At 72.7% G+C, this 20,979-nt stretch carries 18 protein-coding genes; 17 read left to right on the top strand and 1 reads right to left on the bottom strand.

What is annotated here, in order from left to right:
• Nucleotides 1-27 precede the first annotated feature (27 nt).
• The 16 genes from ABZ565_RS18410 (at nt 28) to ABZ565_RS18485 (ending at nt 13,924) form a co-directional block, all read left to right on the top strand.
• On the top strand, nt 28-1,290 hold the full coding sequence (locus ABZ565_RS18410; RefSeq protein WP_361027441.1) for a beta-ketoacyl-[acyl-carrier-protein] synthase family protein: 1,263 nt from the start codon (nt 28-30) through the stop codon (nt 1,288-1,290).
• Entirely contained in the window at nt 1,287-2,438 is a 1,152-nt protein-coding gene (locus tag ABZ565_RS18415) for a beta-ketoacyl synthase N-terminal-like domain-containing protein (RefSeq protein WP_361027444.1), read from the top strand. Before ABZ565_RS18410 ends, ABZ565_RS18415 begins: the two co-directional genes overlap by 4 nt.
• Nucleotides 2,435-3,310 (top strand): beta-ketoacyl synthase N-terminal-like domain-containing protein, encoded by an 876-nt coding sequence (locus tag ABZ565_RS18420; RefSeq protein ID WP_361027447.1) that lies wholly within the window; start codon nt 2,435-2,437, stop codon nt 3,308-3,310. The genes ABZ565_RS18415 and ABZ565_RS18420 overlap by 4 nt, the downstream gene beginning before the upstream one ends.
• Nucleotides 3,307-4,155 carry an alpha/beta hydrolase gene (locus tag ABZ565_RS18425; RefSeq protein ID WP_361027450.1) on the top strand — a complete coding sequence of 283 codons (849 nt, stop codon included), beginning with the start codon at nt 3,307-3,309 and terminating at the stop codon, nt 4,153-4,155. The genes ABZ565_RS18420 and ABZ565_RS18425 overlap by 4 nt, the downstream gene beginning before the upstream one ends.
• The gene (locus ABZ565_RS18430) at nt 4,152-5,132 is read left to right on the top strand and encodes a hypothetical protein (RefSeq protein WP_361027453.1); all 981 of its coding nucleotides are present in this window, start codon (nt 4,152-4,154) and stop codon (nt 5,130-5,132) included. Before ABZ565_RS18425 ends, ABZ565_RS18430 begins: the two co-directional genes overlap by 4 nt.
• On the top strand, nt 5,129-5,476 hold the full coding sequence (locus ABZ565_RS18435; protein ID WP_361027456.1) for a DsrE family protein: 348 nt from the start codon (nt 5,129-5,131) through the stop codon (nt 5,474-5,476). Before ABZ565_RS18430 ends, ABZ565_RS18435 begins: the two co-directional genes overlap by 4 nt.
• A gap of 80 nt (nt 5,477-5,556) precedes the next feature.
• Complete coding sequence (locus tag ABZ565_RS18440; protein ID WP_361027459.1) at nt 5,557-6,660, top strand: beta-ketoacyl synthase N-terminal-like domain-containing protein; 1,104 nt, start codon at nt 5,557-5,559, stop codon at nt 6,658-6,660.
• Between the two features lie 39 nt (nt 6,661-6,699).
• On the top strand, nt 6,700-6,951 hold the full coding sequence (locus ABZ565_RS18445) for an acyl carrier protein (protein WP_361027462.1): 252 nt from the start codon (nt 6,700-6,702) through the stop codon (nt 6,949-6,951).
• A complete protein-coding gene (locus ABZ565_RS18450) occupies nt 6,951-7,355 on the top strand; it encodes a hypothetical protein (RefSeq protein ID WP_361027465.1) in 405 nt (134 codons plus the stop codon). Before ABZ565_RS18445 ends, ABZ565_RS18450 begins: the two co-directional genes overlap by 1 nt.
• Nucleotides 7,352-7,837, top strand: a complete 486-nt coding sequence (locus ABZ565_RS18455; protein ID WP_361027468.1) for a beta-hydroxyacyl-ACP dehydratase — start codon at nt 7,352-7,354, stop codon at nt 7,835-7,837. The genes ABZ565_RS18450 and ABZ565_RS18455 overlap by 4 nt, the downstream gene beginning before the upstream one ends.
• A 22-nt stretch (nt 7,838-7,859) precedes the next feature.
• Nucleotides 7,860-8,606, top strand: a complete 747-nt coding sequence (gene fabG, locus ABZ565_RS18460) for a 3-oxoacyl-[acyl-carrier-protein] reductase (RefSeq protein WP_361027471.1) — start codon at nt 7,860-7,862, stop codon at nt 8,604-8,606.
• A gap of 37 nt (nt 8,607-8,643) precedes the next feature.
• Nucleotides 8,644-9,285, top strand: coding sequence for a DsbA family protein (locus tag ABZ565_RS18465; protein ID WP_361027474.1), 642 nt, complete (start codon nt 8,644-8,646; stop codon nt 9,283-9,285).
• 2 nt (nt 9,286-9,287) lie between these two features.
• Nucleotides 9,288-9,503 (top strand): MbtH family protein, encoded by a 216-nt coding sequence (locus ABZ565_RS18470; RefSeq protein ID WP_361027477.1) that lies wholly within the window; start codon nt 9,288-9,290, stop codon nt 9,501-9,503.
• 118 nt (nt 9,504-9,621) lie between these two features.
• A complete protein-coding gene (locus ABZ565_RS18475; RefSeq protein ID WP_361027480.1) occupies nt 9,622-10,335 on the top strand; it encodes an alpha/beta fold hydrolase in 714 nt (237 codons plus the stop codon).
• Nucleotides 10,332-11,186 carry an SDR family oxidoreductase gene (locus ABZ565_RS18480; RefSeq protein ID WP_361027484.1) on the top strand — a complete coding sequence of 285 codons (855 nt, stop codon included), beginning with the start codon at nt 10,332-10,334 and terminating at the stop codon, nt 11,184-11,186. Before ABZ565_RS18475 ends, ABZ565_RS18480 begins: the two co-directional genes overlap by 4 nt.
• Before the next feature lie 50 nt (nt 11,187-11,236).
• On the top strand, nt 11,237-13,924 hold the full coding sequence (locus ABZ565_RS18485) for a non-ribosomal peptide synthetase (protein ID WP_361027487.1): 2,688 nt from the start codon (nt 11,237-11,239) through the stop codon (nt 13,922-13,924).
• Here the strand turns inward: ABZ565_RS18485 and ABZ565_RS18490 are convergent.
• Nucleotides 13,915-14,508 carry a hypothetical protein gene (locus ABZ565_RS18490; RefSeq protein ID WP_361027490.1) on the bottom strand — a complete coding sequence of 198 codons (594 nt, stop codon included), beginning with the start codon at nt 14,506-14,508 and terminating at the stop codon, nt 13,915-13,917. The two genes, ABZ565_RS18485 and ABZ565_RS18490, sit on opposite strands and share 10 nt — an antisense overlap.
• Before the next feature lie 154 nt (nt 14,509-14,662).
• Here ABZ565_RS18490 and ABZ565_RS18495 point away from each other — a divergent pair.
• A partial coding sequence (locus ABZ565_RS18495) for an amino acid adenylation domain-containing protein (RefSeq protein ID WP_361027493.1) occupies nt 14,663-20,979 on the top strand: 6,317 nt, incomplete at its 3' end.

Consider the following 20,979-nt stretch of genomic DNA (forward strand, 5'->3'; position numbering starts at 1 on the left):
CCCGCTGCGGTTGATTGGGAGGTTGGCATGACGGCAGTGCGCGGCACCGGCCACGACCGGACCGAGCGGCACCGGGTCGTCCTGACGGGACTCGGTGTGGTCTCCAGCATCGGCCTGGGGGCGAAGGAGTTCCTGCAGGGGCTCCGCGAAGGACGCAGTGGTGCACGGCGCATCACGGTGTTCGACACCGAGGGCTTCGCCCACGCGAACGGGTGCGAGATCACGGACTTCGAACCGAGGGAGTGGATCAGCACCCTGGACGTGGAACAGCTCGGCCGTGCCGCGCAGTTCTCCGTCGCGGCCGCCCGGATGGCGCTGGAGGACTCGGGACTCGGTCTGGAGGAGCTGCGCGGCCGTCGCGGCCTGATCTCCATCGGCACGACCGACGGCGAGAGCTACGACCTGGACCAGCTGGTCGAGGGCGAACTCGCCGACGGCATCGGAGCGTTCGACGCCACCGCTGCCCGGCGCATCCCCGCCGGGCGGCTGTCGGTGGCCATCGCCCAGGAACTCGGCCTCCGCGACGTGGAGGCACTCACCATCCCCACCGCCTGCTCGGCGGGCAACTACGCGATCGGCTACGGCTTCGACGCCGTCAGCTCGGGCGAGGCGGAATTCGCCTTCTGCGGCGGGGCCGACGCCATGTGCCGGAAGACCTTCACCGGCTTCTACCGGCTCGGCACCATCGCCCCCGACCGCTGCCAGCCCTTCGACGTGGACCGCAAGGGCATCCTGACCGGGGAGGGCGCCGGCGTCCTCGTACTGGAACGCCTGGACTCCGCCCTGGCCAGGGGCGCCACCATCTACGCCGAGGTGCTCGGCTACGGCCTCAACTGCGACGCGCACCACCAGGTCGCGCCCGACCGCGACAGCGTCGCCGAACTGATGCGGCTGGCCCTGGACAACGCGGGCGTCGCACCCCACGAGGTGGACCTCATATCGGCGCACGGCACCGGCACCAAGGCCAACGACATCACCGAGGCCGGCGCCATCCGGCAGGTCTTCGGAGACACGCCTCCCCGCACCGTCTCCATGAAATCGATGCTCGGCCACAGCATGGGCGCGGCCAGCGCGCTGGGCGCCATCGGCTGCGCCCTGGCGATCCAGAACCGTTTCATCCCGCCCACCATCAACCACGTCACCACCGACCCCGAGTGCGACGTCGACTGTGTGCCGAACCAGGCGGTCGAGGCCGACCTGCGGATCGTTCAGAACAACGGTCTCGCGTTCGGCGGCAACAACGCGGCGGTACTGCTGGGCCGGTACGACGCAATCAAGGAGGCGTCATGACGATCCGCCCCATCATCGGGATGGGCGCCGTCGCAGCGACCGGCTCCGGGGTCGGCGAACTCTTCGAGAGCCTGTGCCTGGGCCGCAGCGGACGGGCGGAGCTCCGCGGCTTCGACCGCACCCGGTTCCGGGCCCAGCACGCCTACGAGGTGGACGACCGCCCCGTGCCCGGCGAGGACATCCCCGGACGGGCGACCCGGCTCCTGCTCGACGCCATCGGCCAGGCCGCGGCGGACGCCGGACTCGGCGAGGACCTCAGCGGCATCCCCATCCTCATCGGCACCGGACTGCGCGAGCTGCGCTCCCTCGAACTCTGGTGGCGCGACGGCTCCCCGTTCGCCGACTCCGGCCTGCACTTCGGCACCGGACTGCGCGAGCGCTTCAACGCCGACGTGACCCACACCTTCTCCAACGCCTGCTCGGCCTCCCTGTACGCCCTGGCGCTCGCCTCGGACCTGCTGGACCAGGGCGGGGAGGAGGGCCCCGACACCGTGATCGTCGCCGGCGTCGACGTGCTGACCGAGTCCATGTACGGACTGCTGGAGCGCGTCCACCCGGTGCCGCCCGACCGGGTGCGCCCCTTCGACCGCAACCGCACGGGCGTCCTGATGGGCGACGGTGCCGCGGCGATCGTGCTGCGCCGCACCGACCGCGACGCGCCCCAGGTGCACGGCCGGCTGCGCGGCGTCGCCGTCAACTGCGACGCCTACCACGTCACCGCCCCGTCGCCGGAGGGCATCGCCGAGGCGATGCGCTCCGCGTACCGGCTGGCCGGGGTCAAGCCCGCGGACGTCGACCTGGTGATGCTGCACGGCACCGGCACCCTCCTCAACGACGAGGCCGAGGCCGGTGCGCTGGCCGCCGTGCTCGGCGGTGACGCGGACAAACCGCTGATGACCGCCGTCAAGTCCATGACCGGGCACACCTCGGGCGCCTCCGGTCTGCTCAATCTGATCGTGGGCCTGTGCGCCCTGAACGAGGGCCGGGTGCCGCCGACCGTGGGGCTGGACGACCCGGTCGAGGAGGCGGCGCCGTTCCGCTTCGTCACCGGCGAGGCGGCCGCCGGCCGCCGGCTGAACGTGGCGCAGCTCAACGCCTTCGGATTCGGCGGCATCAACGCCGTCACCATCGTGGAGGGAAACCGATGAGCACGCAGAGTGCCGCGGTCGTCGTCACCGGAGCCGCTGTCCTGCTGCCGGGGGCGGACACCGTCAGGGCCCTGGCCGACGGACCCGCGCCGGGCGGCGCCCCCGTCGACCCCGCCGGTTACGTGGGCCGCAAGGGCCTGCGCTACAAGGACCGGGCCACCCAGCTCGGCTACTGCCTGACCGCCGCCGCCCTCCGGGACGCCGGGCTGCTCGGCGAGGACGGGCTGACCGTGCCCGCCGAGTCCGTCGGAGTGGTCGCCAGCTCCAACTTCGGCAACCTCGACACCGTCGTCCGGGCGCTGGACACCATCCGGGAGGAGACCGTCACGGCCACCAGCCCGATGGACCTGCCGAACGCCTCCAGTAACGTCCTCGCTTCCTCGGCCGCCATCCGCTACGGGCTGCGCGGCCCCAACCTGATGGTGTGCAACGGCGAAACCTCCGGCCTGGACGCCGTCCACTGGGCGGTCACGATGATCACGGCCGGCCGTTCGGCCCGGATGCTGGTCCTCGGCGTCGAGCCCGACAACGAGGTGGTGCGCCGGCTCCTCGGCGGCACCCGCGCGGTGGACGGCGGAGCCGCCGTGCTGCTGGAGTCCCGGGCCGCCGCCGCGGAGCGCTCCGCGACCGTACGGGCCGTGGTCGGCCCCTACCGCAGGAGCGCCGCCGCCCCCACGCCGGTCCCCGGCCGGCGCTGGACGCTCCCGGAGCACCTCGGCCGCGCCTCCGGCGCCCACGGGGTCCTCCAGTGCGCCGCCGCGGTCGGCTGGTTCGACGTCGGTGAGCGCGGGCCGGTCCACGCCGTCGCGGGCACCGCGCAGGACGATGCGAGCGCCGGCCTCGTCCTGCTGGCACCGGAGGCGGCTGCGTGAGCGCCGGCCCCGACCTGCGGCCCGTCTCCGTCCAGCGGCGCACCGCCGGCACCGGCCGGCGGATGCTCCTGCTGCACGGCCTCGCCGCCAACGACAGCGTCTGGGACCGCACCGTCGACCGGCTCCCGGCGAACGCCGAGGTCTGGACGGCGCGCCTGCCCTGGCGCACCGACGGCATCGGCGACTGGGGCCAGGAGCCCAACCTCAAGGGCTGGCTCGCCAAGGCCCTCGAAGCGGTGCCCGGCCGCGCCGAGACCGTCGTCGCCCACTCGATGGCCGCCAACGTGCTCCTCGACCTGCTCGACCAGAAGGGCCGCGGCGGCACCGACCCGCTGCGCCACTACGGCATCCGCTCGCTGGTACTCGTCTCGCCCTTCTTCCGGTCCCGGGCCGACCAGTTCGACTGGGAGTCGATCAGCTACTACCTGAACGACTTCCACCTGATCATGGAGGAGGGGATCCGGGTCCACTCGGACGGCCGGCTCCCCGCCGACGTCCAGGAGGCCATGGGCAAGCGGGTGCGCGACCGGGTCGGCCCGCACGGCTGGCTCCGCTTCTTCGAGCTCTATCTGCGCACCCCCACCCTCCAGACCTCACGGATCACCGTGCCCACCCTGGTGCTGGCCGGTGAGACCGACTTCACGGCCCCGCCGGCCGAGAGCCTGGCGCTCGCCGCCGCCCTCCCCGCCGCGCACGCCCGCGTACTGCCCGGCTGCGGCCACTTCCCGATGATCGAGGCGGCCGAACGGTTCGCCGAGGAGATCCGGGAGTTCGTCCGACACCCCGCGTCCGCCGCCCCCTTCGCGGCAGCCGCCCCCATCGACGCCATGGAGTCCCAGCGATGACCCTCGTCACGGAAACCGCCGTCAAGGCGCTTCTCAGCACCCCGACCACCACCCAGGTGCGCCCCCGCTACGAGGGCTCCAACATCTGCACCTGGATCGGCTTCAAGCACGTCAACTACCTCGTCGAGGAAGCCGTACTCGACCACTTCCGGCAGGCCGGACTCCCGGCCCGCGCACTGTACGAGACCCACGGCCTCGGCCTCGACCTGGTCTCGGTGGACACCCGCATCCTGCACGCCTTCCACATGGACGACGTGGCCGAGGCGGAGGTCGTGCCGTGGACCCCCAAGGGCGAGGACGACTCCGCCACCCTCGACTTCAAGGTCACCATCCGCCTGGAGCGCGACGGCGAGACGCTCAAGGCGGTGACCGCCAAGGTGCGGGTGTCACTGCGCATCGACACCTACCTCGAAGCGGCGGGCGACGTGCCCGCCGAGCTGGCTCGCTACGCCGTCGCCACCCTCGGCGACGACCTGGAGCGCGAGCCCGCCACCGCCGCCCCGGCCGAGGAGGAGATCCTCGCCTCCCTGACCGCGGGGGAGAACGCGTACGCCTGGAAGTGGAACATCCCGTACCCGTACTGCCACTTCACCGAGCGCATCCAGATGTCCGGCTACCTGCGGCTGATGGAGGAGGGCAAGGACCGCTTCGTCGCCGACCGGGGCATCTCCATCAAGACCCTGCTCGACGACCGCCGCTGGATCCCCGTGGTGCCGCGCTCCGACATCCGCATCCTCGACGAGGCGCTGATGGAGGAGGACCTCTACACCGTCTACACGGTCGAGGAGGTCTTCAAGGACTTCACCTACACCTCGCGCATGGACTTCTACGTGCTCCGCGACGGGAAGCTGGTGAAGACCGCCACCGGCCGGATCGTGCACGGCTACGCCGTCATCGAGAACCGGCGCGACTGGAGCCTGGTCAGCCTCGACCGGCGGGTCGTCGACGCGATCAACGGCACGACGCGGCAGGCGTGACGGAGGCCTGGGCGGGCGGCGCACCACCCAGGCGGCTGCTCATCGAGAGCCAGGGGCGCGGCCCCGAGGACGCCGGCTTCCGGCGCGACGCCGTCACCCAGGTCCTCACCGGACACTCCGTCCTCCTCTTCCTGGTCCAGGACGGAGTCGTCCTGGCGCTGCCCGGCAGCGACGACGAACTGGACCGGTTCCAGGGGCGGGGCGGAGTGCTCGCCGCGGACGCCTACTCGCTCGCCCAGCGCGGACTGGACACGGTCCCGCTCCGCCCCGGCCTGCGCGTGATCGGCATGGACGAGGTGGCGGGCTGGATCCTCGACCCCGCCGTCCAGGCGGTGTGGCACTGACAGCCCGACAGCCCATTTCTTGTGAGCACCCGCGCGAACGGCGCGCGGGCAGCTGAGAGCGGAAGGAACACGTGACGGTCATGTCCCCAGTCACCACCGGCGCCGGGCGCCCGGTGATCACCGCCTGGTCCGCCGTGTCGTCGTACGGCATCGGCAGGCCGGCGTTCACCGAGGGCCTGCGTGAACGGCGCCCGACCGTCACCGGACTCGGCCCGGAGCACGCCCCGACACCCGACGGCACCGGTTGCGTCGTCCCGTCCTTCGACATCCGGGGGGTCCTGGGCAAGAAGGGCACCCGCTCCATGGACCGGGTCACCGGCCTCGCCGTCACCGCCGTGGGCTCCCTCCTCGACGACGGCGAGCGCAACCGGGCCGTCGGCACCGGGGAGGGCGCCGCGTTCGCCCTCGGCACCACCACCGGCAGCGCCCAGTCGATGATGGACTTCACCCGGGACTCCCTCACCGGCGACCAGCCCTTCTTCGTCGACCCGGCGCGCTTCCCCAACACCGTGATGAACTGCGCCGCCGGACAGAGCGCCATCTGGTACCAGCTCAAGGGCCCCAACGCCACCATCGCGGGCGGCCGGACCGCCGCCCTCCACGCCCTCAACTACTCGCGCAGGCTGCTCGGTTCGGGACGCGCCCGCACCGTGCTGTGCGGGGGAGCGGAGGAGTTCTCGCCGGCCCGCGCCTGGCTGGAGCACCACGCCTCGGACGGCGGCACCGCGGCTCCGCTCGGCGAGGGCTGCGCCATGCTGCTGGTCGAACCCCACGACCCCGGCGACAGCGGACAGCCCGTCCTCGCCGAGCTCCTCGCCGTCGAGCTCGGTGTCGTCATCGACGGCGGTACCGGCCCCGCCCTCGTCTCCTGCCTGCGCTCCGCCCTGCGCCGGGCCGGCGCCGACCCGGCCCAGGTCGTCGCCGTCGCCCGCTCCGGCGCCCCCGGGCCCGAGGGCCACGACGAGTCCGAGGCCGTGCGCCAGGTCTTCGGGGCAGCCGCTCCGGCCGACCTGACCCCGACCGGGCTGATCGGTGACACCGGGGCCGCCGCGGCGGCGTTCCAGGCCGCCGCTCTGCTCTCGTACGCGGCCGACCACCCGGACACCGCGGCCGGCCGGATCGGCGTGATCACCTCCGTCGACCGCACCGGCACCGTCGGCTGCGCCCTGCTCGGCCTGCGCTGAGCCCGCCCCGCCCACCAGCTGATGAGAGGAACCGGAACGATGCTGGACAAGGAAGAACTGCGCGCCCTCGTCGCGCGGGTGATCGACGTCGACACCGAAGAGGTGACCGACGACGCCAGGTTCGTCGACGACCTGGAGGTCGACTCGCTGATGGCCCTGGAGATCGTCGTCGTCCTGGAGAAGAAGTACGACGTCAAGGTGCCCGAGTCCGAGCTGAAGCACATCGTCGACCTGCGCAGCGCCTACGACCTGCTGCGCGGCAAGCTCGACGCCGCCCGGCAGGCGGCCTGATGGCCGCCGCCGGCCCGCTCGCGGGAACGGTCGAGGTGCGGCCGGCCGAGGACGAGTCGCGCACCGGGGCCCGCTTCACCGTCGGCGAGAACGAGACGGTGCTGCCCGGCCACTACCCCGGCTTCCCGATCTTCCCCGGCGTCTGCCTGGTCGAGTGCGCCCACCTCGGCGCGCTGGCCACCGCGCCCGGCGACGCCAAGGACGCCGAACTGGCCGCCGTGGAGTCGACCCGGTTCACCGGACCCGTCTTCCCCGGCGACCGGGTGGAGATCGCGATGGGCTGGAAGCGGACCACGGCCGGCGAGTGGCAGTGCCGGGCAAAGCTCACCACGGACCGGGGTGACGCCGCGACCGTACGGCTGCGCTACCGCGCCCGGACCACCCGGACGGAGACGGCGGCATGAGCGGCCAGCGCGAGATCAGGGCCCGGCTGCCGCACCGCTTCCCGATGCTGCTCGTCGACCGGCTCGTCGACGTCGTCCCCGGCGAACGCCTGACCGCGCTCAAGGCGGTCACCTGCAACGAGCCCTGGTACGAGAAGCTCGGCCCGCAGAACCCCGACGAGGACTTCGCCTACCCGCCCTCGCTGCTGGTGGAGTCCTGGTGCCAGGCGGCCGGCGTCCTCGCCACCTGGGACGACCCCAACCCGGACGTCCTCCGGGGCCAGGTGATGCTGTTCGGAGCCATGACCGGCGTCGAGTTCCACCGGCCCGTCCTGCCCGCCGAAGTCCTCGAACACCGCGTCCGGCTCGACCGCCGGATCGACGACACCCTCCTGTTCGAGGGCGACAGCCGCTCGGCCGGCGAGACGGTCATGACCGTCGGCCGGATCGTCATGACCTTCCGCCCCGCCGAGTCGCTGCGCCCCACCGCGACGACCGGCTGACCGCAGACCACGGAGAGACAACATGGGAGACAGTGCGCACCGGGTGGCCCTCGTCACCGGCGGATCGCGCGGCATCGGCCGGGCCGCGGCCCTCGCCCTCGCCCGCGACGGCTACGACGTCGCCTTCTGCTACCGCGCGGACGACGAGGCCGCCCGCGCCGTGGAGAAGGAGGCCGCCGACAGCGCGGGCACCGCGACGGGCACCCGCGTCGACGTGGCCGACGCCGCCGCCGTACGCGCCTGGGTCACCGCCACCGAGGACCGGTGGGGACACATCGACGCGGCCGTCACCGCCGCCGGCATCACCCGGGACAACCCGCTCGTCCTGATGGAGGACGAGCAGTGGCGCCAGGTCATCGACACCAACCTCGACGGCGTCTACCACGTCTGCCGGGCCGTCGTCTTCGGCATGATGAAACGACGCGCCGGGGCCATCGTGAACCTCTCCTCGGTCGCCGGGGTGTACGGACACGGCACCCAGACCAACTACTCCGCGTCGAAGGCCGGGATCATCGGCTTCTCCCGCGCCCTGGCCAAGGAGGCCGGCCGCGCCGGCATCCGGGTCAACGCGGTCGCCCCCGGATTCATCGAGACCGACATGGTCGCCGCGATGAACGACAAGGCCCGCAAGGAGGCGCTCTCCTCGATCCCGCTGCGCCGCATGGGCACCGCGGAGGAGGTCGCCGACCTGGTCGCCTACCTGGTCTCCGACCGTGCCGCGTACATCACCGGAGCCGTCCTGCAGATCGACGGCGGCATCACCATCTGACCCACCCCCACCCGCACTACCCCGATCGGAGGCGGTGATGGCACGAAGAGGACCGCGCTGGTACTTCTCGTTCCGCAGCCCCTACTCCTGGATGGCCTACCGGGACCTGCTCGGTCAGTACCCGGACGTGGCCGAGCAGATCGAGTGGCTGCCGTTCTGGGAGCCGGACGAACCCGCCCTCGACCACCTGGAGCGCAACAACATCACCCTGCCGTACGTGCCGATGTCCAAGGAGAAGCACCTCTACATCCTCCAGGACGTCCGCCGGCTCAGCCGGGCCCGAGGCCTGGACATGGTGTGGCCCGTCGACACCGAACCGCGCTGGCACGTCTCCCACCTCGCCTACCTCGCGGCCCAGGAGATGGGCGCCGGACGGGAGTTCATCGCCGAGGTCTACCGGGCCCGCTGGGAGCGCGGCGAGGACATCTCGGACCCCGACACCATCCGCCGGGTCGCCAAGGACCTGGGCCTGGACCCGGAACCGCTCGCCGGGGCCCACGAAAACGACGAGGTACGCGCACGCGGTCACGCGGCCCTCGACTCCCTGCACCGCGACGGGGTGTTCGGCGTCCCGTACTTCATCAGCGGCTACGAGAAGTTCTGGGGTGTGGACCGCCTGCCCGACTTCGTCGCGGACGTCCGCGCCCGTGCCACCAAGACCACCGTGAGGAAAGGCTGACCATGACCACCAACCCCTTCGAGAACGACGACGCCCGCTACCTGGTCCTCGTCAACGAGGAGAACCAGCACTCCCTGTGGCCCGCCTTCGCCGAGGTCCCGGCCGGCTGGACCGTGGCCCACGGTGAGGACACCCGTCAGGCCTGCCTCGACCACATCAACTCCCACTGGACCGACATGCGGCCGAAGTCACTGGCCGACGCCATGGACGCCGCCTGACACCCCCGCCGGGCGGCTGGGCAACGGGCGTTGGCAGCAATCTGCAACGCCCGTTGCCCGGGGACCCGGGCGGTGTGAACGTGGCATTCACGCAGCTGACGAGAAAGCGACGCCGCTCATGACTCATTCACTGGTCTGCCTCCCCTTCGCGGGCGGCGGAGCCGGCTTCTACCGCGCCTGGAAGAACCTTCCCGTGCACGCGCCGGGCATCGTGCCCCTGCAACTACCGGGCCGCGAGGAGCTGTTCATCGAGGAGCCGTTCCGGGACGCCGCCGCGGCGGCCGACGCGCTCGCCCCGACCGTCGCGGCCCTCACCGGAGGCGGGCCCGTCGCCCTCTTCGGGCACAGCCTCGGCGCCGTACTCGCCCACGAGGTCGCCCGGCGCCTCGAACAGGACCCCGCCGTCGAGCTGACGCACCTCTTCGTGAGCGGTTCCCCGGGGCCCTGGACCGGGCGCAGCCGCCGGGCCACCGGGCTCGACGACGACGCGTTCCTGGAGCGCGTACAGGAGTTCGCGGGATACCGGCACGACGCGCTCGCCGACCCCGACATGCGGGAGCTGCTGCTGCCGATCCTGCGGGCGGACGTGGAGATGCACGAGAACTACAGGCCCGCCACCGACGAACCGCTGCGCACCCCCGTCACCTCGCTGCGCGGTACCGACGACCGGCTGGTGAGCAGGGACGAGGCGGCCGAGTGGCAGCACGCCACCACCGGCCCGTTCCGGCTCGTCGAACTGGCCGGCGAACACATGTACCTCACCGAGTCGCCGCTGCCGCTCCTCGAAGCGATCGGCGACGCCCTGCGCCTCCAGCCGGAACCGCGGCCATGACGCGTACGGCGGACAACAGCCGGGGCGGGCAGCTGCGGGACCGGACCGTCGTGGTGACCGGCGCCGCCCGAGGGCTGGGCCGCGCGTGCGCCGAGCGCTTCGCCCGGGAGGGCGCCGATCTGGTCCTCGTCGACATCGCGGCGGACGTGCCCGGGGTGCCCTACCCCCTGGGCTCGGCCGGCCAGCTGGAGCACACCGCGAAGCTCTGCCGCGCCGAGGGCGCGGCGGTCCTGACCGCGGCCGCCGACGTGCGCGATCCGGAGGCGGTACGGGAGGTGGCGCGGCAGACCCTCGACCGGTTCGGGACGATCGACGTGCTGCTCAACGGCGCGGGCATCGCCGCCCCTTCGGGCAAGGCCGTGCACGAGATCAGCGAGGACGAGTGGGACCTGATGGTCGGCATCGACCTGACGGGTGCCTGGCGGATGACGAAGGCCGTGATCCCGGCCATGATCGAGCAGCGCTCGGGCAGCGTCATCAACGTGGCGTCCACCGCCGGCCTCGTCGGCTACCGCCACTTCGCCGGCTATGTGGCCGCGAAGCACGGACTCATCGGCCTCACCAAGGCCGCGGCACTCGACTACGGCCCTTTCCGGGTCCGGGTGAACGCCCTGTGCCCCGGTTCGGTCCGCGACGACCCGCTCCACGAGGGCCGGATGCTGGCGGAGATCGCCCGCTCCCTCGACGTCGACGTGGACGAGCACGAGGAGATCTTCGTGCAGTCCCAGCCGATGAACACCCTCATCGAACCCCGGGACATCGCCGGCGCGGCCCTCTGGCTCGCCGGGGACGACTCGCGCCAGGTCACCGGCACCACCCTCACCGTCGACGGCGGATTCAGCGCCCGCTGACGGCCCCGGCCCCCCTCCCGTCCCTCCCGCACTGCCTCAGGAGTCCGTCCATGTCGAGAAGTCAGGCCAGGCGCTGTCACAGCCTCGTGGTCCGTGTGCCCGGCCCGGTCGATGCCGCGGGGCTGCGGCAGCGCCTGCGCGCCGGAGCGGCCGAAGCCCGCCTCGGCACGGGGGAGTTGCGGCTGTGGGAGGAGACGCTGCCCTTCGGGGCCGCGGACCCGGCTGCCGCGCACCGGCGCCGCCGGGAGTCCGAACGCCCGCTGCACACCTCGGCCCTCCCGCTGCGGGCCGTACTGCTGCGCTACGCGGACGGCGACGCGGACCTCGTCCTGGTGGCCCGCCACGAACTCACCATCGGCGACGCCCCGTTCCGCTTCGGGCGGAGCGACACACCCACCGGCGCCTCGAACGGACTGCGGCCCGCTCTGGAATGGGGCCTCGGCGACCCCGCCGACGCCGGCCGCACCGGCGAGGTGACCGTGCCGCTTCCCGCCGGACTGCGCGCCGGAACCGCCCTGCTGGTGGGAGCGGTCGCACTGGTCCTCGCGCGGTACGGCGCGGGCGCGCCGGTCGACGAGACGCGGCGGACCGCCGACTACCTGGCCGAGTGGGAGAACACCGGGACCGACGGACTGCCCGCCCTGGCCGGCGCCGGGGTCGGCCTCCGCGTCGAGCGGGCCAGGCCGGGCGAACGCAGGCTCCCCTCCCTCGCCCCCGAACTCCCCGCCGAGCTGCACTTCACCCTGCACGACGGCGACCGGGCCTCCGGACTGCTCCGCCACGACCTGGGCGAGCTGGCCCCGGTGGTTGCCGAGCGGTTCGCCGGCCATGTGGCGCACGTCGCCGCCCAGCTGGCCGCCGCCCCCGAGCAGCCGCTCGACGCGGTCGCACTGCTGACACCGCAGGAGACCGAGGCGGTGCTGCGGCTGGGCGTCACCCCCGCCACGGACACCCGCACGGCCGGCCGGACGGTGCACGGGCTCTTCGCCGACGTCGCCCGCCGGCAGCCCGACGCGGTGGCCCTCACCGCCGGCGACACCCGCCTCACCTACGCCGAACTCGACGCCACCGCCGAGCGGACCGCCGCCGGCCTGCGCGCGCTCGGCGTCGCCCCCGGCAGCATGGTCGGCGTCGCCCTGGAACGCGACGCGGACCTGGTGGCGACCCTCCTCGGCGTCCTCAAGGCCGGCTGCGCCTATGTCCCGATGGACCTGCGCTACCCCGAGGAGCGCCTGCGCTACACGGTGGAGAACGCGGGCATCACGGTCGTCGTCGGCGGCGTCGACGAGACGTTCCCCCCGGCCGACGGGGTACGGGTCGTCACCCCCGACGAACTGCGCACCCTCGGCCGGGGCACCGGACCGGTCGCACCGGCGGAGGATCCGGCGGCCCCCGCGTACGTCATCTACACCTCGGGCTCCACCGGCCGGCCCAAGGGCGTCGTGGTGCCGCACCGGAACGTCGGCGCCCTCCTCGACGCTACCCGCGAGGACTTCGCCCTCGGCACCGGCGACGTCTGGACCCTCTTCCACTCCAGCGCCTTCGACTTCTCCGTCTGGGAGATCTGGGGCTGCCTGCTCACCGGCGGGCGCCTGGTGGTCGTCGACCACTGGGTCACCCGGGACACCGAACTCTTCTACGACCTGCTGGCGGCCGAGCGCGTCACGGTGCTCAGCCAGACCCCGTCCGCCTTCGCCCAGGTGATCGAGGCGGACCGGCGGCGGCGCGAGCCCCTCGCGGTGCGCCTGGTCGTCTTCGGCGGCGAACCGCTGGACGTCCGGATGCTCGCGCCGTGGTTCGCCCGCCACCCGCACACCGGCTGCCGGCTGGTGAACATGTTCGGCATCACCGAGACGACGGTCCACGTCACCGCGCACACCGTCACCCCCGCCGATGTGGCGGCCGCCGGCCGCCGGGTCGGCCGCGCCCTGCCCGGCTGGACCCTGTCGGTCCGCGACCCGCGCGGCAGGCTGCTCCCGGTCGGCGCCGCCGGGGAGATCTGCGTCGGCGGCGCAGGTGTCGCGGACCGTTACCTGGGCCGCCCCGACCTCACCGCGGAACGGTTCGTCGAGGACCCGTACGGCGGCGGGCGCGTCTACCGCAGCGGCGACCGGGGGCGGCTGCGCCCGGACGGCGGCCTCGACCACCTCGGCCGGCTGGACAGCCAGGTCAAGGTCCGCGGCCACCGGATCGAACTCGACGAGATCCGCAACGTGCTGCTGGGCCACCCGGCGGTCTCGGCCGCGGCGGCCGTGCTCAACCACGAGGTGCCGGCCGACCCGGCGACCGCCCGCATCGACGCCTACGTGGCGCTGCGCGAGGGGGCCTCCACCGCCGATGTCCTCGCCCACGCCAGGGGTGTGCTGCCCGCGTACATGGTCCCGGCCTCCCTGACGGCGCTGCCCGCGATCCCCCTGACCATCAACGGCAAGGTCGACACGGCCGCGCTGCCGGCTCCGGTGGCCGCCGGCCGGGAGGAGCGGGCCGTGCCGGGCGGCGCCCCGGCCGAGGAGCACGACTCCCAGGCAGCGCAGATCCTCAAACTCTGGGGACATGTGCTGAACACCGAGGTGACCGAGAAGGACAATTTCTTCGAGCTCGGCGGGAATTCACTGCTCGTGATCCGGGTGCTGCGCGAGATGCGGGAAATCGGCCTGCCGAAGGTCACCACCCAGGAGTTCTACCGCAACTCGACGGCAGGCCGGTTCATCGAACTCGTACGGGAATCTCAGGGCTGATCCTGGACCTGATCCGCTGTCCGGCCGCCGGGATTTCCATCGGAACCCTTCCGGCGGCCGTCGACGCGTCGCTTGATCGCGGAGAGCAGGGCGATACGGATCATTCCGCTCGGAATGCGGATCAGGAACCAGTAACGGCCGAAGTTGCGCCGGGTCCGCTCATCCGTCGCGAATATCCTGGTCTCCGTCGTCAATACGCCGGCCGCGTAGTGCATATTGAAACCGACCTTGGTGCAGCCCGGTTCCGCGTAGTCCCTGAACACCTCGTGCATCGGCCGGTCCGGGCGCACCGGGCCGGCCTGGGAGCCGATGCCTCCGTAGAGCAACTCGTCCTCGGCCAGCTCCAGTACGGTGTCCCCGCCCATCGCGAAGTCGTCCAGGACCTTCCCGTCGGCCCGCAGTTTGTTCCGCGTGAAGGCCAGGAAGAAGCGCGCCACCGGGGCCTCGCGCCAGGTCATCTCGCGCGCCGCGCGCAGCACTTCCTCACGGGGTGCGGAAACAGCCACCCAATGCCGTTCACGGAAATGCCATTGCGGCATGTGGCGGTCCAGCAGGGTGGCTTCTGATTTCACGTCTCCGGTCATGTTCCTCACGCTAGCACGCGGCCTCCGCCCCAGGGGTGGCAACTTTCTGCAACAGCCGTTGTCCCTGCGGAAACCCGACTGTAGACATGGTCCCGTTGTCCTGCGGCATTTCTTTTCCGTGCTTGTTCCGTCATTTCATTGAGGGTGAGTAGCTGTGTCTGACCTTCCGGGCGCCCTTCTGCCGTTGACCGCTGCCCAGTCGGGCGTCTGGTACGCGCAGCAGTTGAATCCGCGGAACACGATCTTCAACATCGGCGAGTTCCTGGAAATCAGCGGCCCGGTCGACGCCGCCCTCTTCGAGACCGCGCTCCGGCACGTCGTCCGCGAGGCCGACACACTGCGTCAGCGCTTCGTCGACGCGGAGGCCGGCCCCGCCGCCCGCATCGTCCCGGCCGACGCCCTCGACTGGTCCCTGCACGTCGTCGACGTCAGCGGCGAGAGCGACCCGTGGGCGGCGGCCCGCGCCTGGATGGACGAGGACTTCGCCAGGCCCCTGGACCCCGAGCACGACCAGCTGTTCCTGTTCGCCCTCTTCAAGCTCGCCGACGACCGCCACCTCTGGCTGCACCGCTACCACCACCTGCTGCTCGACGGCTTCACCGTCAACCTGGTCGTCCACCGCACCGCCGCCGTGTACTCGGCGCTGGTGGCCGGCGAACCGGTCCCGGCGACCCCGTTCGCCCCGCTGGCACAGCTGCTGGACGAGAAGGCCGCGTACCGGGACTCCGAACGCTTCGGCACCGACCGGGGCTACTGGATCGACCGGCTCAAGGACTGCCCCGCGCCGGTCAGCCTCTCCGGCGCACAGCCCTCCCTGGCCACCTCCCTGGTCCGCCGCACCGCCCTGCTGGACCCGCTGGACACCGACCGCCTGCGCACCCTGGCGAGCGACGTCTCCGTCACCTGGCCGCCCGCCTTGATCGCGGCCGTCGCCGCCTGGATCCAGCGCCTCACCGGCGAGCCCGAGATCGTGCTCGGCCTGCCCGTCTCCACCCGGCTCGGCAAGCGCGCCCGCAGCGTCCCCGGCATGGTCTCCAACGTGCTGCCGCTGCGGGTCGCCGTGCGGCCCGGAATCACCGTCGAGGAGCTTCTGCACGAGGTCTCGGCGGAGCTGCGCGCCGCGATGAAGCACCAGCGCTACCAGTTCGAGGACCTGCGCAGGGACCTCGGCATGCTCGCCGACGACCGCCGGCTCGTCGGGCCGCACGTCAACATCATGATCCTCGACTACGACCTCACCTTCGGCGGACACCCGGCACGGCCGCACAGCCTCTCCATCGGCCCGGCCGACGACCTCTCGTTTCAGGTGTACGACCGGGGCACCGGCGGCGGACTCCAGATCGACTTCGACGCCAACCCCGACCACTACACCGGGGACGACCTGGGTACCTACCTGGACACGTTCCTCGGCTTCCTCAACGCCCTCGGCACGGCCGAACCCGGCCGGCGCGTGGACTCCATCGCACGGGACACCGCCCGCCTCGCGCCGCTGCGCGCCGCCGCACCGGCGCCGACGGCCGGGGCCGAGCGGGCCGAGGCCGTCGCCGGGGCCGCCGAGACCGTCGCCCCTCGCACCCCCGAGGAGGAGGTCCTGCGCGGCCTCTTCGCCGAGGTCCTCGGCCGGGACGTCCACTCCGTCCACGACAACTTCTTCCTGCTGGGCGGCAGTTCCCTCCAGGTCACCCGGCTCGTCGGCCGCATCCGCAAGGAGCTGGGGGCCGAACTCACCCTGCGTACCGTGTTCGAGAACGCCACGGTCGCCACGCTCACCGAGGCGCTCGGCCTTGCCGGGGGCGCCCGCCAAGCCCTCACCGCCCGCACCCGGCCGGACCCCCTCCCGCTGTCCGCCGCGCAGAACCGGCTGTGGTTCCTCAACCAGATGGAGAGCGGCGACACCTCGTACAACGACGGGCTCGTCGTCGAACTCTCCGGCCGCCCGGACACCGACGCGCTGCGCGCCGCCCTCGCCGACGTGGTCGCACGCCACGAGAGCCTGCGCACCGTCTTCCCGGTCCGCGACGGAGTCCCGTACCAGCACGTGCTTCCGGCCGCCGACGCGCGCCCCCACCTGACCCTCACCGACACCGCCGCCGACCGGCTCGACCGCGTCCTCGCCGACGCGACCGCGCGCGGCTTCGACCTGGCCGCCGAACTCCCGATCCGCGCCGACCTGTTCACCGTCGCCCCGGACCGGCACGTGCTGCTCGTCGTGGTGCACCACATCGCGGGCGACGGTTGGTCGGTCGCCCCCTTCACCCGCGATCTGAGCCGCGCCTACACCGCCCGGCTCGGCGGTCCGGCCCCGGAGTTCGCACCGCTGCCGGTGCAGTACGCCGACTACACCCTCTGGCAGCAGGACCTGCTGGGCGACGAGACCGACCCGCACAGCGTCCTCGCCCGGCAGATCGCGCACTGGAGGGACACGCTCGCCCACCTGCCCGAGGAGCTGGCCCTTCCCGCCGACCGGCCCCGTCCGGCGGTCGCGAGCCACCGGGGAGGCCACATCGGCCTCCGGCTCACCGCGCGGACCCACGAGCGCCTGACCGCCCTCTCGCGGGAGAGCGGCGCCAGTGTCTTCATGGTCGCCCAGGCCGCGCTGGCCGCGCTGCTGGGCCGGCTCGGCGCCGGCGACGACATCCCCGTCGGCACCGTCATCGCCGGCCGCACCGACGAGGCACTGGACGACCTGGTCGGCTTCTTCGTCAACACCCTGGTGCTGCGCACCGACCTGTCGGGCGACCCCACCTTCCGGGAGCTGGTGGAACGGGTCCGGGAGACCGACCTGGCCGCGTACGCCAACCAGGACGTGCCCTTCGAGCGCCTGGTCGAGATCCTCAACCCGGTGCGCTCGATGGCCCGGCACCCCCTCGCCCAGGTGACCCTCGCCCTGGAGGACAACGACGCACCCGTCCTCGATCTGCCGGGCCTGACCGCGACGGCCCGCAACCTGGAGACCGACACCGCCAAGTTCGACCTCTCCTTCCGGCTGGGGGAGCGCTTCACCGACGACGGCCGGCCCGCCGGTGTCGAGATCCGGATCGAGTACGCCCTCGACCTCTTCGACCCCGCGACCGCGCGCACGATCGGTGACCGCTTCCTCCGGCTGTTCGACGCCGTCACCACCGACCCCGACACCCGCATCGGCGCCGTCGACGTCCTCTCCGCCGACGAACGGCAGCGGACCCTCGTCACCTGGAACGACACCGCGCGGGACGTTCCGTACGCCACCACCCCGGAACTCTTCGCCCGCCAGGTCCGCAGCACACCCGACGCCACCGCCCTGGTCTTCGAGGACACCGCGCTGACCTACCGCGAACTCGACGACCGCGCGGCACGCCTGGCCCGGCTCCTCCACGAGCGCGGCGTCCGGCGGGGCGATCGCGTGGCCGTGGCACTCGGCCGCTCGGTCGGCACGATCGTCTCCCTCCTCGCGACGATGAAGGCGGGCGCGGCCTACGTACCGGTCGACCCGGCCTACCCGGCCGAGCGGATCGCGTACATCCTCGGCGACGCCCGCCCCGCCCTCGTCCTCAGCGACACCGCGCAGCGGACCGCCCTGCCCGACGACGGGCCCAGGCTGCTGCTCCTCGACGACACACGGCTCCCCGCCGACGGGCTCGACCCGGCCCCCCTCACCCCGCTCGACGCCGCGTACGTCATCTACACCTCGGGCTCCACCGGCCGCCCCAAGGGCGTCGTGGTCAGCCACACCGGCGTCGCCAGCATGGCCGCCGCCCACCGCGACGCGTTCGGCGGCGGCGAGGGCCAGCGGGTACTGCAGTTCTCCTCGCCCAGCTTCGACGCCTCGATCTGGGAGATCCTCGCCACGCTGCTCTGCGGCTCCACCCTGGTCCTCGCCCCGGCCGAACGGCTGGCCGCCGGCGAACCCCTCGCCCGGCTCCTCGCCGACCAGCGCGTCACCCACGCCACCCTGCCCCCGGTCGTGCTCGCCGCCATGGGCGACGCCCGGCTCCCCGACGGCATGACCCTGGTCACCGCCGGCGAGGCATGCTCCCCGGAACTCGTCGCCCGCTGGTCCGAAGGCCGCCGCATGGTCAACGCCTACGGCCCCACCGAGTCGACGGTCTGCGCCAGCATGAGCGCCCCCCTCCGGCCCGGCACCGGCGCGCCCCCGATCGGCCGCCCCATCACCAACACCCGGGTGTACGTCCTGGACGCCTCCCTCCAGCCAGTGCCCGCCGGCGTCCCCGGAGAGCTGTACCTCACCGGTGCGGCCCTCGCCCGCGGCTACCTCGGCCGCCCCGGACTGACGGCCGAACGCTTCACGGCCGACCCCCACGGCGCACCCGGCGACCGGATGTACCGCACCGGCGACCTCGTCCGGTGGACGGACGACGGCGAGCTGCGGTACCTCGGCCGGGTGGACGACCAGGTCAAGATCCGGGGCTTCCGCATCGAACTCGGCGAGATCGAGGGCGTCCTCCTCGGGCACGAGAGCGTCGCCCAGGGCACCGTCGTCGTCCGCGAGGACCACCCCGGCGACAAGCGCCTCGTCGCCTATGCCGTCCCGGCCTCCGGCACCGCCGACCCCGCCGAGCTGCGCGCGCACATCGCCGCCGCACTGCCCGACTACATGGTCCCGGCCGCCGTGCTGCTGCTCGACGCCCTGCCGGTGACGACCAACGGCAAGCTCGACCGCAGGGCCCTGCCCGCCCCCGACTTCACCGCATCCGGCGATGGCCGGGCCCCGCGCACCCACCGCGAGAACCTGCTGTGCGGCCTGTTCGCGGAGGTCCTGGGCCTGGAACGGGTCACCGTCGACGACAGCTTCTTCGACCTGGGCGGCCACTCGCTGCTCGCCACCCGGCTGATCAGCCGCATCCGCTCCGTCCTCGGCGTCGAACTCACCGTGCGCGCCCTCTTCGAGACGCCCACCGTCGCGGCACTCGCCGCCGTTCTCGACGACGCCGAGGGCGCCCGCGAGCCGCTGCGCCCGCGCGAGCGCCCCGCCGAGATCCCCCTGTCGCACGCGCAGCGCCGGCTCTGGTTCCTCGCCCACCTGGAGGGCCCGAGCGGCACCTACAACCTGGGTCTCTCGCTGCGGCTGCGCGGCAATCCCGACCCGGCCGCGCTGGAAGCCGCGCTCGCCGATGTGGCGGCACGCCACGAAGCGCTGCGCACCCTCTTCCCCGACGTCGACGGCCGCCCCCGCCAGCTCGTCCTGGACGCCTCGGACCCGGCGGCCCGGCCCCGTCTGCACCGGACCGACGCCACCGCCGACACGCTCGACGACACCCTGGCCACGATCGCCGCCGAGGGCTTCGACCTGGTCCACGCGATACCGGTCCGCGCCCACCTGGTAACCGTCGCGCCCGATGACCACGTGCTGCTGGTCGTGGTGCACCACATCGCGGGCGACGGCTGGTCCCTCGCGCCCCTGGCACGCGACCTGGGCGAGGCGTACGCGGCGCGTGCGGGGGGTGGCGTACCGGAGTTGGTGGCGTTGCCGGTGCAGTACGCGGATTACACGTTGTGGCAGCGGGATGTGCTGGGTGATGAGGATGACCCGGTCAGTGAGTTGTCGCGGCAGGTGGATTACTGGCGTGGGGCGTTGGCGGGGTTGCCGGAGGAGTTGGTGCTTCCGGTGGACCGTCCGCGTCCGGCGGAGATGAGCTACCGCGGGGACACCGTCCCCTTCCACATCCCGGGCGAACTCCATGCCCGGCTCGGCGAGCTCGCCCGAGCCACGGGCACGAGCCTCTTCATGGTCGTCCAGGCCGCCCTGGCCACCTTGCTGCACCGCCTCGGCGCGGGCACCGACATCGCCCTGGGCTCGCCCGTCGCGGGCCGTACGGACGAGGCGCTGGACGACCTGGTCGGATTCTTCATCAACACGCTGGTCCTGCGCACCGATGTGTCGGGCGACCCGACCTTCGCCGAACTCCTGGACCGCGTGCGGGAGACGGACCTCGCGGCCTACGCGAACCAGGACGTGCCGTTCGAGCGGCTGGTCGAGGTGCTGAACCCCGAGCGCTCCATGGCCCGCCACCCCCTCTTCCAGGTCTCGCTGCAACTGCAGAACATCCCGTCGGCCGACCTCGAACTCCCCGGCATCGAGGTGAGCCGGCAGCCGGTCCGCCTGGACACGGCGAAGTTCGACCTCTCCTTCACCCTCGCCGAGACGTCGGGCGGGATCGAGGGGAGTGTGGAGTTCGCGGTCGATCTGTTCGACCGGGTGTCGGTGGTGGGTGTGGTGGAGCGTTTGGTGCGGGTGCTGGAGGTGGTGGCTGCTGATCCGGGGGTGCGGGTCGGTGGTGTGGAGGTGTTGTCGGGCGCCGAGCGTGGGTTGGTGCTGGGCACGTGGGCGTCGTCGGGTCGGGTGTGTGAGCCGGTGACGTTGCACGGGTTGTTCGAGCGGTGGGTGGAGCGGACACCGGACGCGGTCGCGGTGGCGGGTGAGGGTGTGGCCCTGTCGTATGCGGAGCTGGAGGTGCGGGCGAATCGGCTGGC

It is taken from the genome of Streptomyces sp. NPDC016469 (genome assembly GCF_040632905.1).
Taxonomy (GTDB): Bacteria; Actinomycetota; Actinomycetes; order Streptomycetales; family Streptomycetaceae; genus Streptomyces.

What these genes read in the sequence shown, in the direction of transcription:
- ABZ565_RS18430 (WP_361027453.1), top strand. Translation starts at nt 4,152, where the DNA reads ATGACCCTCGTCACGGAAACCGCCGTCAAGGCGCTTCTCAGCACCCCG.
- ABZ565_RS18485 (WP_361027487.1), top strand. Translation starts at nt 11,237, where the DNA reads ATGTCGAGAAGTCAGGCCAGGCGCTGTCACAGCCTCGTGGTCCGTGTG.
- ABZ565_RS18415 (WP_361027444.1), top strand. Translation starts at nt 1,287, where the DNA reads ATGACGATCCGCCCCATCATCGGGATGGGCGCCGTCGCAGCGACCGGC.
- ABZ565_RS18470 (WP_361027477.1), top strand. Translation starts at nt 9,288, where the DNA reads ATGACCACCAACCCCTTCGAGAACGACGACGCCCGCTACCTGGTCCTC.
- ABZ565_RS18490 (WP_361027490.1), bottom strand. Translation starts at nt 14,508, where the DNA reads ATGACCGGAGACGTGAAATCAGAAGCCACCCTGCTGGACCGCCACATG.
- ABZ565_RS18410 (WP_361027441.1), top strand. Translation starts at nt 28, where the DNA reads ATGACGGCAGTGCGCGGCACCGGCCACGACCGGACCGAGCGGCACCGG.
- ABZ565_RS18445 (WP_361027462.1), top strand. Translation starts at nt 6,700, where the DNA reads ATGCTGGACAAGGAAGAACTGCGCGCCCTCGTCGCGCGGGTGATCGAC.
- ABZ565_RS18455 (WP_361027468.1), top strand. Translation starts at nt 7,352, where the DNA reads ATGAGCGGCCAGCGCGAGATCAGGGCCCGGCTGCCGCACCGCTTCCCG.
- ABZ565_RS18450 (WP_361027465.1), top strand. Translation starts at nt 6,951, where the DNA reads ATGGCCGCCGCCGGCCCGCTCGCGGGAACGGTCGAGGTGCGGCCGGCC.
- ABZ565_RS18465 (WP_361027474.1), top strand. Translation starts at nt 8,644, where the DNA reads ATGGCACGAAGAGGACCGCGCTGGTACTTCTCGTTCCGCAGCCCCTAC.
- ABZ565_RS18475 (WP_361027480.1), top strand. Translation starts at nt 9,622, where the DNA reads ATGACTCATTCACTGGTCTGCCTCCCCTTCGCGGGCGGCGGAGCCGGC.
- fabG (WP_361027471.1), top strand. Translation starts at nt 7,860, where the DNA reads ATGGGAGACAGTGCGCACCGGGTGGCCCTCGTCACCGGCGGATCGCGC.
- ABZ565_RS18440 (WP_361027459.1), top strand. Translation starts at nt 5,557, where the DNA reads ATGTCCCCAGTCACCACCGGCGCCGGGCGCCCGGTGATCACCGCCTGG.
- ABZ565_RS18420 (WP_361027447.1), top strand. Translation starts at nt 2,435, where the DNA reads ATGAGCACGCAGAGTGCCGCGGTCGTCGTCACCGGAGCCGCTGTCCTG.
- ABZ565_RS18480 (WP_361027484.1), top strand. Translation starts at nt 10,332, where the DNA reads ATGACGCGTACGGCGGACAACAGCCGGGGCGGGCAGCTGCGGGACCGG.